The sequence below is a fragment of the Mycolicibacterium duvalii genome (assembly GCF_010726645.1).
Taxonomy (GTDB): Bacteria; Actinomycetota; Actinomycetes; order Mycobacteriales; family Mycobacteriaceae; genus Mycobacterium; species Mycobacterium duvalii.
The window spans coordinates 3,791,601-3,805,020 of record NZ_AP022563.1 but is presented as its reverse complement, the minus strand read 5'-3'; the positions used below and the strand labels follow the sequence as shown (position 1 = coordinate 3,805,020).

General features: G+C 68.3%; 17 protein-coding genes. 12 read left to right on the top strand and 5 right to left on the bottom strand.

The window, feature by feature from the left end:
* Positions 1 to 51 precede the first annotated feature (51 nt).
* Positions 52 to 303, top strand: a complete 252-nt coding sequence (locus G6N31_RS17845; RefSeq protein WP_098006419.1) for a type II toxin-antitoxin system ParD family antitoxin — start codon at positions 52 to 54, stop codon at positions 301 to 303.
* Positions 300 to 593: a type II toxin-antitoxin system RelE/ParE family toxin gene (locus G6N31_RS17840; protein WP_098006417.1), complete on the top strand. Its 294-nt coding sequence runs from the start codon at positions 300 to 302 to the stop codon at positions 591 to 593. The genes G6N31_RS17845 and G6N31_RS17840 overlap by 4 nt, the downstream gene beginning before the upstream one ends.
* Before the next feature lie 7 nt (positions 594 to 600).
* On the opposite strand, the gene G6N31_RS17835 is transcribed toward G6N31_RS17840, so the two are convergent.
* On the bottom strand, positions 601 to 1,644 hold the full coding sequence (locus G6N31_RS17835; RefSeq protein ID WP_098006415.1) for a PQQ-dependent sugar dehydrogenase: 1,044 nt from the start codon (positions 1,642 to 1,644) through the stop codon (positions 601 to 603).
* A gap of 95 nt (positions 1,645 to 1,739) precedes the next feature.
* Between G6N31_RS17835 and G6N31_RS17830 the strand changes: the two genes are divergently transcribed.
* The 3 genes from G6N31_RS17830 (at position 1,740) to G6N31_RS17820 (ending at position 4,719) form a co-directional block, all read left to right on the top strand.
* A complete protein-coding gene (locus tag G6N31_RS17830; RefSeq protein ID WP_234815489.1) occupies positions 1,740 to 2,585 on the top strand; it encodes an endonuclease/exonuclease/phosphatase family protein in 846 nt (281 codons plus the stop codon).
* A gap of 67 nt (positions 2,586 to 2,652) precedes the next feature.
* On the top strand, positions 2,653 to 3,411 hold the full coding sequence (locus tag G6N31_RS17825; protein WP_234815488.1) for an SPW repeat domain-containing protein: 759 nt from the start codon (positions 2,653 to 2,655) through the stop codon (positions 3,409 to 3,411).
* Between the two features lie 153 nt (positions 3,412 to 3,564).
* Complete coding sequence (locus tag G6N31_RS17820) at positions 3,565 to 4,719, top strand: acyltransferase family protein (protein WP_165776281.1); 1,155 nt, start codon at positions 3,565 to 3,567, stop codon at positions 4,717 to 4,719.
* 65 nt (positions 4,720 to 4,784) lie between these two features.
* Here the strand turns inward: G6N31_RS17820 and G6N31_RS17815 are convergent, their stop codons facing one another.
* Both G6N31_RS17815 and G6N31_RS17810 read right to left on the bottom strand, forming a co-directional pair.
* Positions 4,785 to 5,354, bottom strand: coding sequence for a copper chaperone PCu(A)C domain-containing protein (locus G6N31_RS17815; RefSeq protein ID WP_234815487.1), 570 nt, complete (start codon positions 5,352 to 5,354; stop codon positions 4,785 to 4,787).
* A 45-nt stretch (positions 5,355 to 5,399) separates the two neighbouring features.
* Complete coding sequence (locus tag G6N31_RS17810) at positions 5,400 to 5,723, bottom strand: hypothetical protein (RefSeq protein WP_098006413.1); 324 nt, start codon at positions 5,721 to 5,723, stop codon at positions 5,400 to 5,402.
* 77 nt (positions 5,724 to 5,800) lie between these two features.
* On the opposite strand from G6N31_RS17810, the gene G6N31_RS17805 reads away from it, so the two are divergent.
* The 4 genes from G6N31_RS17805 to G6N31_RS17790 all read left to right on the top strand — a co-directional run bounded on the left by G6N31_RS17805 (position 5,801) and on the right by G6N31_RS17790 (position 8,206).
* The gene (locus G6N31_RS17805; protein WP_098006411.1) at positions 5,801 to 6,232 is read left to right on the top strand and encodes a lipoprotein LpqH; all 432 of its coding nucleotides are present in this window, start codon (positions 5,801 to 5,803) and stop codon (positions 6,230 to 6,232) included.
* Between the two features lie 80 nt (positions 6,233 to 6,312).
* Positions 6,313 to 6,777, top strand: a complete 465-nt coding sequence (locus G6N31_RS17800) for a MarR family winged helix-turn-helix transcriptional regulator (protein ID WP_098006427.1) — start codon at positions 6,313 to 6,315, stop codon at positions 6,775 to 6,777.
* A gap of 113 nt (positions 6,778 to 6,890) precedes the next feature.
* Complete coding sequence (locus G6N31_RS17795; RefSeq protein WP_098006409.1) at positions 6,891 to 7,691, top strand: SigB/SigF/SigG family RNA polymerase sigma factor; 801 nt, start codon at positions 6,891 to 6,893, stop codon at positions 7,689 to 7,691.
* A complete protein-coding gene (locus G6N31_RS17790; RefSeq protein WP_098006407.1) occupies positions 7,691 to 8,206 on the top strand; it encodes a DUF421 domain-containing protein in 516 nt (171 codons plus the stop codon). Before G6N31_RS17795 ends, G6N31_RS17790 begins: the two co-directional genes overlap by 1 nt.
* Here the strand turns inward: G6N31_RS17790 and G6N31_RS17785 are convergent.
* Positions 8,203 to 8,778, bottom strand: coding sequence for a TetR/AcrR family transcriptional regulator (locus G6N31_RS17785; RefSeq protein ID WP_098006404.1), 576 nt, complete (start codon positions 8,776 to 8,778; stop codon positions 8,203 to 8,205). The genes G6N31_RS17790 and G6N31_RS17785 overlap by 4 nt on opposite strands.
* Positions 8,779 to 8,922: 144 nt before the next feature.
* Here G6N31_RS17785 and G6N31_RS17780 point away from each other — a divergent pair, with 144 nt between their 5' ends.
* The 3 genes from G6N31_RS17780 to G6N31_RS17770 are packed head-to-tail and all read left to right on the top strand — an operon-like array spanning position 8,923 to position 11,299.
* Complete coding sequence (locus G6N31_RS17780; RefSeq protein WP_098006402.1) at positions 8,923 to 9,852, top strand: metal-dependent hydrolase; 930 nt, start codon at positions 8,923 to 8,925, stop codon at positions 9,850 to 9,852.
* A 38-nt stretch (positions 9,853 to 9,890) separates the two neighbouring features.
* On the top strand, positions 9,891 to 10,079 hold the full coding sequence (locus tag G6N31_RS17775; RefSeq protein WP_098006400.1) for a ferredoxin: 189 nt from the start codon (positions 9,891 to 9,893) through the stop codon (positions 10,077 to 10,079).
* A 5-nt stretch (positions 10,080 to 10,084) separates the two neighbouring features.
* Positions 10,085 to 11,299, top strand: a complete 1,215-nt coding sequence (locus tag G6N31_RS17770; protein WP_098006398.1) for an NAD(P)/FAD-dependent oxidoreductase — start codon at positions 10,085 to 10,087, stop codon at positions 11,297 to 11,299.
* Between the two features lie 7 nt (positions 11,300 to 11,306).
* Here G6N31_RS17770 and G6N31_RS17765 read toward each other — a convergent pair whose 3' ends face one another.
* Complete coding sequence (locus G6N31_RS17765; protein ID WP_234815486.1) at positions 11,307 to 13,142, bottom strand: PQQ-dependent sugar dehydrogenase; 1,836 nt, start codon at positions 13,140 to 13,142, stop codon at positions 11,307 to 11,309.
* Positions 13,143 to 13,420 lie beyond the last annotated feature (278 nt).

Below are 13,420 nucleotides of genomic sequence, written 5' to 3'. Positions count from 1 at the left end.
CTGTTTGCGTTGCGGCCGTGCGTGAGTACCAATTGTTGGTAGTCTGGCGAAGTGGGTAAGAACACCTCGTTCAGCCTCGATGAGCACTACAGCGCGTTCATCGCGGAGGAAGTCGCCTCCGGCCGCTATCGATCGGCGAGCGACGTGGTCCGCACCGCTCTGCGGCTACTCGAAGACCGCGAGACACGCTTGCGTGCCGTGCGTCAGGCGCTCATCGACGGCGAACGCAGTGGCGAGTCGACACCGTTCGAGTTCGACGAGCTCGTCACACGCAAGCGCAGCGAGACTCCGCCTTCCCGGTGACCCGCTATGTGCTCTCGCCGGCAGCGCGGGCCGACCTGGACGAGATCTGGGACTTCACCCGCGACCTTTGGGGTGACGATCAAGCCGAGAATTCTGTGCGGGAGACCGAGCGGGCAATACTCCGAGTTGTGGGCAACCCGATGATCGGCCGGGCCTGCGACGAGGTGTGGCCCGGCTATCGACGGCACGCCGTGGGATCACACACGCTTTACTACCGCGTGATCGGTGACGTCATCGATGTGGTGCGGATTTTGCACAAGCGAATGGATGTCGACCGGCACCTGGACTGATCGAGGCCTACGGACGCAGCGCGAGGATCCGGTCGTCGCCAGGGCGGGGTGCACCGCGGCCGTCGCGGTTGGACGTGGTGAACCACAGCGCCCCGTCGGGAGCCACCACTACGGTGCGCAGCCGCCCGAACTCGCCGACGAACAACGATGCGGCGTTGCCGACGGTGCCGTCGGCATTCACCGGAATCTGGAACAGTCGCTGACCGCGGAGCGCGGCCATCCACAGCGCGCCGTTGTGGAACGCCAGTCCCGACGGCGACGCCTCGTCGGGCCGCCACTGCAGGACGGGATCGATCAGCCCTTCGCGGCCTGCGCGGCCCTCGACGATGGGCCAGCCGTAGTTGTCGCCCGGCTCGATGCGGTTGAGTTCGTCCCAGGTGTTGGCGCCGTATTCGCTGACCCACAGCCGGCCGGCGGCATCCCACGCCAGGCCCTGCACGTTGCGGTGCCCGAGCGAGAACACCGGCGACGTCGGGTCCGGGTTGTCCGCCGGCACCGACCCGTCCGGGTTGACGCGCAGGATCTTGCCGCCCAACGACGCCGGGTCCTGCGCGAGTTGTGGGCTTCCGGTTTCGCCGGTGGCGATGTAGAGCTTGCCGTCGGGGCCGAACGCGATGCGGCCGCCGTCGTGGATGGTGCCGGCCGGGATGCCGGTGAACACGGGGGTCTGCGGGCTCAGCGCGGTGCCGTCGAACTGCATGGTCACCACCCGGTTGTCGGCGGCGGTGGTGATGTAGGCGTAGACGGTCGAGCCCGCGGTGGCCAATCCCAGCAGCCCGCCCTCGCCCCGCGCCACCACGTCGGCGACCTCGCCGACCGGATTGACGACGCCCGGTTCGGGCATGTGCGCGACTGTGGCGCTGTCGCGTTCGGCGATCAGTGCGGTGCCGTCGGGCAGGAACGCGATTCCCCACGGCACGTCGAGCCCGGTGGCGACGTCAATGGCTGAGCCCGCCGACGGTTGCGCCGGAGACGGCGGGTCGTCGGCGCATGCGGCGAGCAGGATGACAGCGGCGATGACGGTGCCCGCGCGGCGTAGCGAAGTGACCATGGGTGCGGGGTACCCACGAGTCGCATCGGGAAGTCTGACATCATCTCGGGCGTGATCGCGACGAGTCGGCGCCGGTTAACCCTGATGCCGCCGCAGTGATCCCGGCACTGTGCGGTCGGCGGCGACTGGCCGTCCGTCGTTTCGCGGCCGACCGCGGTGAATGGGTCGATGCCGGCGCCGACACGACCCGGGCCGACACCGACGAGCTGACCGTGGCGACGTTCAACGTGTGGAACAAGCCGTCCTTCGCCGAGCAGCGCTACCGCGCCATCGCCGGGTTGTTGGCGCACGACCCGCCCGACGTCATGGTGTTCCAAGAAGTCACGGCCACCGCCGAGGACGTCTTGCTGGGCCAGCCGTGGGTGCGCGAGAGCTATCGATGCGTCGGGGTCGTCGGTGGCAGGCTCGGCGGCTACGGGATGCTGATGCTGTCCCGGCTGCCGATCACCGCGGCGTCGGTGCGCCGGCTGCCCAGCCGCCGACAGCGCAGCTACCTCTACGCCGACCTCGCGATGAACGACCACATCCTGCGTGTGTGCTCGGTGCATCTGGAAAGTGGGCAGGACGGGGCCTGGCTGCGCGCCTGGCAGATGCGTCGCGTGTTCCGCGCGATGTCGGTCGATGACGCGCTGGTTCTCGGGGACTTCAACATGCGCGACGGCGAGGACGACCGGATCCCGCCCGCCTACCGCGACGTCTGGCCCGTCCTGCGTCCCGACGACCCTGGCTACACCGAAGATTCCTGGACGAATCCGACGCTGCGCGACAACAAGAAGAGGCCCCGGCAATTGCGGTTCGATCGGGTGCTGCTCAAAGGGACCCGCTGGGTGCCCAGGGACATCGAGATGCTCGGCACCGAAGCGATCTCGCCGGAGCTGCCGCGGGTGTTCCCGTCCGATCACTTCGGGCTGCGCTGCCGACTCGCCGCTCAGACGCGCTGACCAACAAAGGAAACGATGGGCCAATGGGCCCTAGTGCCGGCCTGAACGCCGGTGTTAGACATCGATCATGAATCGGAAGACGTGGATCGGGTGGGCCGCAGTGGTGATCGGCGTCGGCGGGGTGATCTCTGCGCTCGCTGTCAGTTCGAGTCAGGTCGGGCAGGGATTCGCGTTCGGATTCGGCGCGTTCATCGCCTTCTTCGGGGCGCTGTCGGTCGTCGCGCACAACCGGACCCCTGATCACTGGGGCCTGCTCGTCGTCGGACTGGCCATGTTCACTGTTCCGTTCGTCGGTAACGCCTATAACTACGACCCGGGTGCCTCGTGGACGTGCTGGGTGGCCGGGGGCCTCGCCGTCATCCTCGGTGGCTTCGCCTGGACCCACGACCGCACACCGACCGAGTACGGCATCAGCGAGCTGGGGGACAGTCAGCGGCTGCGGCACCCGTGGAGCTACCTGATCGGGCGGATGGCGTTGGTCATCGGTCTCGCCAGTGTGCTGCTGGGTATCGCGTTGGATTCGACGCCGCCCGGCGCCGCGGTCACGATCGGTATGGGCGCGATGATCGCCGTGGTCGCCGTGTGGTCGCTGCTCGCCTCCGAGCCCACCCACAACTTCCTCACCCTCGCCATCTTCGGTTTCGCGTTGTTCCTTTCGCCTTGGGTGGCCGGGTTCGTCGGCGACGATGTCGCCTGGGCGGCCTGGGTGGCGGGTGCGCTGGCCACCGCGCTCGGCGTCGTGGGGTACGTGCGCGATGAGCGTTCGGACTTTCCTGCCGCTGTCCGCGAGGACTCGGCGCAGCGGTATCGCAGCCAGTTCCGCTGACGTCTCGTTCACCCGAAAGTCCTGCACATCAACACGTTTGCGTGGTCGGTGAATCGCGCAGCCGGGTGATCGGCTCTCGCCGGTAACCTTGACCGCGAGGTCTGGTCACCCGCGCCAGGCGTGTTGCGGTGCAGCGAGATTCGGGAGGCGCCGGTGGGGTGGCGAAGCGTCGCGGCGGTCCCGTCCCAGGCGCTGGATCGACTGGTCGCGGCCACCCCGGACGCACGCGATCGCGTCGTCGACGCGACGCGTGCACTGTGCATCGTGGTGGTGATCGTGTGGCACTGGACGCTGTCGGTCACCTATCGCAGTCCCGACGGCAGCCTGGTGATGTCCAACCCGATCCACGAGATACCGGGCGCATGGCTGGCCACCTGGGTGCTGCAGGTGATGCCGTTGTTCTTCGTGGTCGGTGGATTCGCCAACTCGGCGGCACTCGAGCGCGCACGCTCGGCGGGCGTGCCGGTCCGCCGGTTCGTCGGGGACCGGCTGCGCCGACTGCTCTACCCGACGGCCGCGTGGGCCGCGGTGTGGCTCGCCGGTGAAGGTGTGGCTGCCGCGCTGCCGGGCGAGCACCGCTGGATCTGGCAGTGGTTCCCCGGATATCTGGTGCCGTTGTGGTTCCTCGCTGTCTACGCGGCGATGATCGCGCTGGTTCCGCTGACCTTTGCGTTGCACGCCCGGGCTGCCGGTGCGACCCTGGCCGCACTGGTGCTCCTGATCGCGGCGGGCACAGTGCTGCAGCACTACACCGCGACGGCATGGACCCAGTGGGGCACGGCAGCGCTGGTATGGCTCTTCTGTCATCAACTGGGGTACGCGTGGCGCGGCTGGGACCTGGGCGGGCGCCCGTGGACCGTCCGCGCCGCGGTCGCTGTCGCGGGGCTCGGTGCGCTGACGGCGCTGACGAGCCTCGCGGAGTTCCCCCGCTCGATGGTGGCCACCGTCGGCGCACCCGAATCGAACATGTTCCCGACCACCGCGGCGATCGCGGCGCTTGCGGTGTTTCAGCTGGGCTTGCTGCTCCTGCTGACGCCGGCGGCGCGGCGCGGACTGCAGCGGCCGGCCTGGTGGCGCCCGGTCGTGGCGGTCAACGCGGTGGCGATGACGGTATTCGTCTGGCACATGACCGCCTACCTGGCGGTCGTGTGGCTCTACGAGCGGACAGGCGCAGCGTTGCCGCCCGATCCGACCGCCCACTGGTGGGGTCAGCGCTGGCTGTGGCTGCTGGCCCCGGCGGTGGTGCTCGCCGTGCTGACCGCGGTGTTCGCGCGCGTCGAATTCGCCTCGCGGCGACGACGTCCGTAGCGGGGTGGCGGAACTTCGCGGCTGCGGCCACCCTCACCGCACGCTCGGCGAAAGGCACCCGTTGACTACCCGCCGCCGATCTCCGGCCCCGGCTCGTCACCGCGGGGGCACGCCTCCACCGGCACCGGCACAGTGATCTCCCCGGCCCGGTCGAAGCGGAACGTCACGTCAGTTGTCATCGCGGGCTTCAGATCAGGCGACAACTCGCTCATCTGGACCGCCGGCCGCTCAGTGCCGGTGTCCACCGCCTCGGCGCTCGGCTGACCGAAGGCCACCGTGGAGCGGCGGGGAATCTCGACGCCGGATCCGATGTCGACGATGTTCGCCGCGGACGTCGAGATCTCGGTGAGCCGGTCGACGCTGTCGGAACTGTTGTTGGTGACGGTGAAACGCATCTGCGCGCCGCTGCCGACCTGAATGGCGCAATAGCCGGGCATGAACGTCGGCACGATGAACGCGTTCTCGACCGTGGTCTCCTCGGTCTCCGAGCCCGAGCCGCGGTTGGTCGACGAACCGATCACCTCGTCGCCGCAGCCGGTCGCGGTCACCGCCAGCAGTGCAGCGCCGACGAGTGCCAGGCCCGGTGTCCTGCGTCGGCCGGCGCCCGCAGTCGCGGTACGGATTTCGTTGATCATCGCTGCTCCTTCCGTGTGAGTTGTCGGCCACCCGAGGGCGGTTCTCTACCCGGTGCGCTGGCGTGACCGTGACAGCGCCGACACGCCGGCAGCGACCGCGAGGATGAACACGCCACCTGCGGCCGCGGTGATGGTCAGGGCCCGGCGGTCGTTCAACTCCATGCGGCACAGCGCAACGAAATCGATGTCGGTGATGACCGCCTCGGCCAACTCACCGTCGTTGGCCTGCTTCGCCTGCGACATGTCCGGAGACAGCGGACTGCCACAATCGACCGGAAGGCGGCCGGGCGAGATCGACACGGGGGCCACCAGACCGAGCAGGCCCACCAGCAGAGTGACGGCTCCGACGAAGATCGCAATTTTCTGCATGCCTCCTGGTACCCGTCCCGCCGCCAGACATACATCCCGCCGCGTATCAGCCGGAGCGCATTGGGGTATGCGGTCGTATGGGCAGCAATCTTCACGTCTACCGGGTCAGCGCGGTCCTGAACGCGGCCGCGGTCGCCGTTGCGGGCTGCTCCTCGGGATACGAGGCGCTGGGCACTCATACCGCGACGGTGCAGATCAACGGAAACGACATCGGTGAGCCGTTGGCCGTGCGATGTGAACAGGTCAACTACCAGTGGTACATCGAGTCCCTGGCCGACTCGCCCGGCTTCACCGCGCAGATACAGGCCGGGGAATCGGTGAGTGCGCGAGGGGTCCAGCTCGAGCAGCTGGGTGGATTCACCGGCAGCTACTGGGAATCCACGGTCGGCAGCGCTGAGGCTGAAATCGCCGATGGCACAGTGCAGGTGAGTGGTGTGGCCGAGGGTTACTATCAGCGTGACCCGTCCGAACGGGGGACGGCCGAATTCGTCATCCGAACCGACTGTTGAGCGCTGCTGCTCCGATGTTCGGTGAGCAACGTTGAAGGGCAACGATGTCCGAGATGCAGGTGAGAGGCCGGCAGCGCCGGATGGCTGACCAGGTGGACGCGGTGCTGCGTGCGTCCCGTGCGCTGATCGGGATCGCCGCATCGTCGCTTGCCGGTGTCGACGACGTGGTGACGGTTCCGCAGTGGCGCGTGCTGGTACTGGTGCACACCCGCGGCCCGGTCAACATGGCAACGGTGGCGGCCGAACTCGCGGTCAATCCTTCGAATGCAAGCAGAACCTGCGACCGCCTCACCAGAGCCGGGTTACTCGACCGGCGCGATTCGGAGGCCGACCGTCGCCATGTCACGTTGTCGTTGACCGCCGCGGGCCGGCGACTGGTGCAGAAGGTGACCAGGCAGCGCCGCGCCGCGATCCAGCAGGTACTGGCCGCCATGTCGGCCACCGAACGCGACACGCTGGCCGAGGCGTTGGAGATGTTCGCAGCCGCTGCCGGGGAGGTTCCCGACGGGCTTCTGGTGGACGGCTTGTGGCCGCCGGCCCCCTGACCCCCAGCCGTCGCAATTGTTGCGGTTTGGCAACGATTGCGGGCGGCTGTGTTCGGCGGAGGACGGGCGGGTAGGCGGTCGGCAGGTTTCTCCGACGGCCGAGGAAGGGCATCATGACCGTGACCGCCAGCGACTCACCGGTCGTGGACCCACCGGACGACCCGACGGGTATCGACGAGCTGTTCGACGAGCTCGCCCACGCGTCCGACACCGTTGGTCGGCAGCGCTGTCGACGGCGCATCATCACCGCCTGCGTTCCGATCGCGGACCGCATCGCGCGTCGCTTCGCGGGCCGCGGCGAGCCGTCCGACGACCTGCTGCAGGTGGCTCGGCTGGGTCTGATCCAGGCCGTCGACCGCTACGAGCCGGGCCGGGGACCGTTTCTGTCCTTCGCGGTCCCGACCATCCGCGGGGAACTGAGACGCCACTTCCGGGACAAGACCTGGACGGTTCGGGTGCCGCGCCGGCTGCAGGAGACCCAGCTGCGCGCCCGCGACGCCGTGGCGTCGCTTTCTCAGCGGCTCAACCGTTCTCCCACGGTGGTCGAGCTCGCCGAGGAACTGCACACCGATCCCGACGAGGTGGTGGCCGCGCAAGGTGCGACCTGGGCTTACCAACCGGTGTCGCTCGACGGCGCCGCCCGCCCGGACGGGCCGGACACCGTGGGCTCCCTGCACGGCGCCGAAGATCCGGAGTTCGAGCGGGTGGAGAACCTGATGGTGATCCACGATGCAGTGGCCGAGCTCGACCCCCGGCGGCGAGCCGTGGTTGGGATGATCTACTTCGGCGGTCTCACCCAACGGGAAGTCGCCGAACAGTTCAACGTGTCCCAGGTGCAGATCTCGCGTCTGCTGCGCGATGCGCTGTCCCGGATCAGGGAACAGCTGGGCGCTCCGCTGAGCGGTGCGCTCTGATGTGGTTCGACACCTGGACCGACCTGCTGCGGGTCGTGGTCGCCGGGGTCAGCGCCTATGCCGCGGTGGTGGTCGTGCTCCGGGTGTCCGGGAAACGAACCCTGGCCAAGCTCAACGCGTTCGATCTGGTCGTGACCGTCGCGGTCGGGTCCACGCTGGCCACCATCTTCCTCAACTCCGACGTCTCGATCGCCGAGGGAGTCGCCGCGCTGGCCCTGCTCGCAGCCTTGCAGTTCGTCGTCGCGTCGTTCTCGTCGCGGGTCAAGTGGGGCCGCGACATCGTGACCGCGCGGCCCACCCTGTTGGTGACCCATGGTCGCCTGCTCGCCGACGAACTGCGTACGCAGCGCGTCAGCGCCGCTGACGTCCGCCAGGCGGTGCGCTCGTCCGGACAGGGGGACCTGCGTGCGGTGGGCGCGGTGGTGCTGGAATCCGACGGGTCGCTCAGCGTCATCTCCGAGGACAAGCTCGGTGACGGATCCGCTTTGGACGGAGTGGCGTCCGCCCGGCACTAGCCGAGGTGCTGCTCGACCAGAAACTGCGCGAGCGGTTTGGCGCGCCGCGCCGACTCCGCATCCCCTTCGGCGGCGCACACCACGGCTCCCTTGATCAGGATGTTCAGACTCCAGGCCAGCCCGTCGGGATCGCGCAGACCGGCTCGCGCGGCCCGGTCACGCAGGATCGCGCGGATCGCGTCGAGATGCGCCATGCAAGCCTGACCGATCCGGCCGTCGACGCCCACTTCGAAGAGGACCTTGATGAACGAGCAGGCCTCGTAGTCGCTGCGGCGGTGAAACCACTCGTCGAGCACGTCGAACACTGCGATGAGTTGGGCTTGCGGGTCGTCGGTGGCCCGCGTCGGCGCCCGGTCGATCACCTCGCCCGTCCAGACCTGGGCGCGGCGTTCCAGGAACGCCAGCACCAGGTCGTCCTTCGACGGAAAGTGCCGGTAGAGCGTCGCTTTGGCGACACCGGCGGTGGCCACCACCTCGTCGACGCCGACGTCGCCGATGCCGCGGCGGGTGAACAGGTCGTAGCTGGTGTTGACGATCCGCTCGCGGGCGGTCGGCGCCTCGGTCATTGTCATCGGAAGTACTCCTCGGCTCCAATGTGCGCCAGCCCACATTTTTCGGTTTGAAGACAGACCGGTCTGTCTACTGATGGTGCATGAGCGGTTCGCCCCAGGCCAGCGTCCCGGCCCGGCCGACCGGTTCGTGGAGAGGAGCAACTGATGCCTGAAGTACAGCTGCATCACGACGGCCACCCGGCCTACCGCCGCCAAGTCCGCTTCGACTGGTCGAGTCTGCCGCGGCACTGGGTGCCCGACGACCCGTTCACCAGTCACATGATCAATGTGCTCCATCTGCTGCTCCCCGAGGGCGAACGACACTTCATCAAAGCGGTCCTCGAGGCGTCGTCACTGGTCGACGACCCCGAACTGGAAGCGGCGATCAAGCCGTTCATCCAGCAGGAGTCCTGGCACGCGTGGGCGCACCAGGTGGTGTTGGATCGGCTGGCCGAGCAGGGCATCGACACCGCGCCCTATACCGATCGTCTGGGCCGCACGCTGTCGGTCATGCTCGGTGATCCGCCCAAGTTCTTTCCGCCGGCGTTGAAGCGGTGGTGGTTGTATCGCCGTTTGGCCGACGTCGCGTCGCTGGAGCACTTCACCGCCGTGTTGGGGCAGTGGGTGTTGGAGAACAAAGGTCTGGAGAACGCCGGCGCCGATCCGATGATGCTCGACCTGCTGCGCTGGCACGGCGCCGAGGAGGTCGAACACCGCTCGCTGGTCTACGACGTCTACCAGAACGTCTCGGGCAGCTACCTCATTCGCGCGTTCTCGATGGTGATGACGGCACCGCTGTTCGTCGCCTGGTGGATCGCCGGCGCCAAGTATCTGATGTCTCGGGACGACACCATCGACATGAAGTGGCGATGGCGCGACTGGCACCGGGCCGCCAAGAAGGACCTGCTGCCGGGCCCGTGGAACTTCCTGGTGACGGTGCCGCTGCGCTATCTGCGGTTCAACCACCACCCAGGCCCGGAAGCGGACACCCAGATGGCGCTCGACTACCTCAAGTATTCCCCGGCCGCCCGCGACGCCCGGGAGCGTGCCGAGGCGCACGAACGCGAGAAGGCCGCCAGGGCTGCCCACGTGTGAGCGAATCCAGAAAACCACCAGGGCGAGGGGAGTGACCGGTGAAGGTCATCGTCGATTTCGACACATGTGACGGCAACGGAGTCTGCATGAGCATCTGCCGGGAGATGTTCGACGTCCGCGAAGACGGCTTGCACCTGCTGCAGGAGGATCCACCAGAAGAGTTGCGCGAGAAGCTGGTCGGCGCGCAAGTGTCCTGCCCCACCCGCGCGATCACGGTGAAGGACTGATCGAGATGGCACCGACCCGAAAGTTGAACCAGGTGGTCGTCGTCGGCGCCGGCGTGGCCGGCGCGATGGCCGTGCACACCCTGCGGGCGCAGGGCTACGACGGCGACTTGACGATGGTCGGCGACGAATGGCATGCCCCGTACCACCGGCCGGCGCTGTCGAAGAAATTGCTGACCGGTGAAGTCCACCGCGCGGGTATCGACATGGCACCGCAGAACACGCTGGACCTGCGCGTGCTGCGGGGAGCGCGTGCGGTCGGTGTGGATACCAGGTCGTGCACGCTCGAGATCCGCGACGGCGGCCGGTACGAGACCTTGGACTATGACGGACTGGTCCTGGCCAGCGGCGCCGTCGCCCGGCAGTGGCCGAAAGGCCCTGTGCCCGAAGGCGTCCTGACGTTGCGGACCGTCGAGGACTGCTTCGCGCTGCGGTCGCGGATAGGCCGCCGAACCCGGGTGGTGGTGGTCGGCGGTGGCTTCATCGGCACCGAGGTCGCGGCGAGCCTGAACTCCATGGGAGTGAAGGTGACCCTGGTGTCACGCGGCAATGCGCTGTTGCAGACGGCGTTGGGCGCGCAGATGGGCAGCCACTGGACCGACCTGCACCGCCACCATGGAGTGGATGTGCGACTGGGCGTCGAGGTCGACGCTTTCCTGGGCGGCGGACGTGTGAAGGGTGTGCGGCTCAGCGACGGGTCGAAGGTGCGCGCGGACCTGGTGCTCCTCGGGCTCGGGGTGGAACCGGTCACCGAGTGGCTCCGCGGTTCCGAGATCCCGGTGGACAATGGAATCGTCTGTGATGCGCGTGGATTCGCGCACGGACCATCGGTGGTCGCCGCTGGTGACGTGGCATGTTGGTGGCATCCGCTCTATCAACGGCACCTGCGGACCGAGCACTGGGAGCAGGCGTCGCGGCAGGGCATCACCGCGGCACGCAACCTGCTGCTGGGCCCGGACGGCGCCGAGGAACTCGACGCCGTGCCGTACTTCTGGTCCGACCAGTACGACACCAAACTCCAATTGCTCGGAGTGCCTGAGGGTTACGACACCGTCGAAGTCATCGAGGGTGGCACGGACGACGGCGACTTCACCGCCGCCTACGGCAGGGAAGGGAAGACGATCGCCGTCCTCAGCACGACTCCCGGGCGGGTCAACGACTTCCGGGATGCCCTCGCCGAGGGTGCGGCATTCCCGCCGGTACGCAGCGCCCAGTTGGTGTGACGGGGCCTCAGACCGCCACGGCGTCACCGGCCGGGGAGATCCGGACCAGCGCGCCCGGGGAGTACACCAGCTGATAGATGTCGCCGTCGGGGCCCTGCCGCAGGACCACCGTGGTGCCGGCCTGCAGGTCGAAGTTCTTCGGGTCGTCGCACTGGGTGAAATCGGGGGTGCAGGTCAGCACCCGGACCCAGCCCTGCACCAAGTCTGCGATGAACACCTTGTCCTGATAGTCGTCCCCGAACGTCGATCCGTTGTAGACCAGCACCGAGGTGATCGCCGCCCCGCTGCCGCGCGGATAGGAATAGATGGGGTCGATCAGCCCCGCGCAGCTGCTCGTGCACACCCCCTCGGCGCCCGGCCACCCGTAATTGCCCCCGGCGGTGACCAGGTTCAGCTCCTCCCAGGAGGCCTGCCCGACGTCGGCGACCAGCAGCTGCCCGGTCGGGGCGAAGGTCAGCCGGAACGGGTTGCGCATTCCATAGCCGTAGATCTGCGGCAGCGCGCCGGCACCCAGCACGGGGTTGTCCGACGGTGTGCTGCCGTCGGGGTTCAATCGCAGGATCTTGCCGTGAATGCTGGTGAGGTCCTGGGCGTTCGAGGGCTTCGCGTTGTCGCCGACGCCCCAGTAGAGCTTTCCGTCCGGCCCGAATCCGAGCGCGCCGCCGTGGTGATTGACCGCCGACACATCCGGCGAGCGCAGCAGCACCAACTCCGAGTCCGGGTCGACCGTCTCGCCGACCACCGTCAGCCGGACCAGCTGATTGAACGGGTTCGTGGTGGTGTAGGCGACGTAGAGGTAGCCGTTCTCGTCGAAGTCCGGGTCGACCTCGAGTCCGCTGATCCCGCGTTCACCGAGCGTGCTCACGGACAGTGTGGCGAGGGGCTGCGGCCGCAGCACACCATTCTCGACCAGCCGGATCGCGCCGGCCTTCTCGGCGACGATGATCCGGCCGTCGTCGAGGAAGCGGAAGTCGACGGGCTGGTCGAGTCCGCCGACGACGGTGGCGCGCTCGAACCCGAGGAACACGGTCTGGGTGCTGCGGTGCCCGCTGGAGCCCAGCAATCCGAAGGTGAACAGGTTGAGCAGCCCCGCGGCGCCGTGGATGTGGAACCCGCTCGCGGCATCGCTGACCGTGACGGTGAAGCGGTCCTGCCCGGGGTAAGTGGCCCCGGGGGTGTAGGTGAACGTCCCGTCGGAGTCGATCGTGACGCTGCCGTGGGACGGCCGAGTCGCGGTGTACCGCAGCCGGGTCGAGTCGGGGTCGTTCGGATGCAGATCGCCCTGGATGGTGCCCTCGATGACGGTGTTCTCGCTGGGCTGGTGCGCCAGCGTCGGTGTGGTGTTGGCGAACAGTCGCTGCCACAACGTCGGCGGTTCGGCTTCCGCGGCGGCGGCCTGGAATGTCGCCGCCGACGCTGCGTCGTCGGCCGCGGCGCGGCGGGCTTCGGTACGTGAACTGCGGTGCGCGTCGACGGAGAGCGACAGGTCGGCCTCGTCGGTAGCGGTGGCCTCGGCAGTGTCATCGGCCTCGTCATCGGCCTCGTCGATCGCGTCGGTGTCGATCTCGACATCCTGGTCCGCTTCGGTCTCCGCACCGGACGGCTCCGCAGCGATGTCCACGTCGATCTCGGTTCGCTCGGCGTTCCGCCGCGCCGTCGCCGAGCCGGAATCCGAGCGCGCGGACGGTCCACGGTCGGTGCGCGACTGCGACGACGAACTCGAGGTCTCCCCGGAGTCGGCCGACGCCACCGCCTGCCCGGTCAGCACTGCCGCGCCGATGCCGAGCGCGCAGGCCAGGCCGCCGACGCGTCCGACGTAACGCGCTCCCCTGATATCCACCATCATTGCTCCCCTCGCGCTCGCGCCGTCCAGAGCAAACTGTAGGGCGGGCGGCTGACGGGTATCAGGTTTTCGCCGTGCGCGTCATTTATCGGTTCCCCCGCCGGCTGTCGCCTGCGTGGTCGCGCGAGTTCCGGCCCCGTGTGCCGGGCGCGCTCACCGCGAACGTCTGCACCGCTGATCTTGACAGTCGCCAGCACACCCCCGCTGCGGCGCGCACACCGAAGGCGCGCCTACTGGGGTGGGCGCCGCCGGTGCGGCGACGAACCGCACGAACTTTG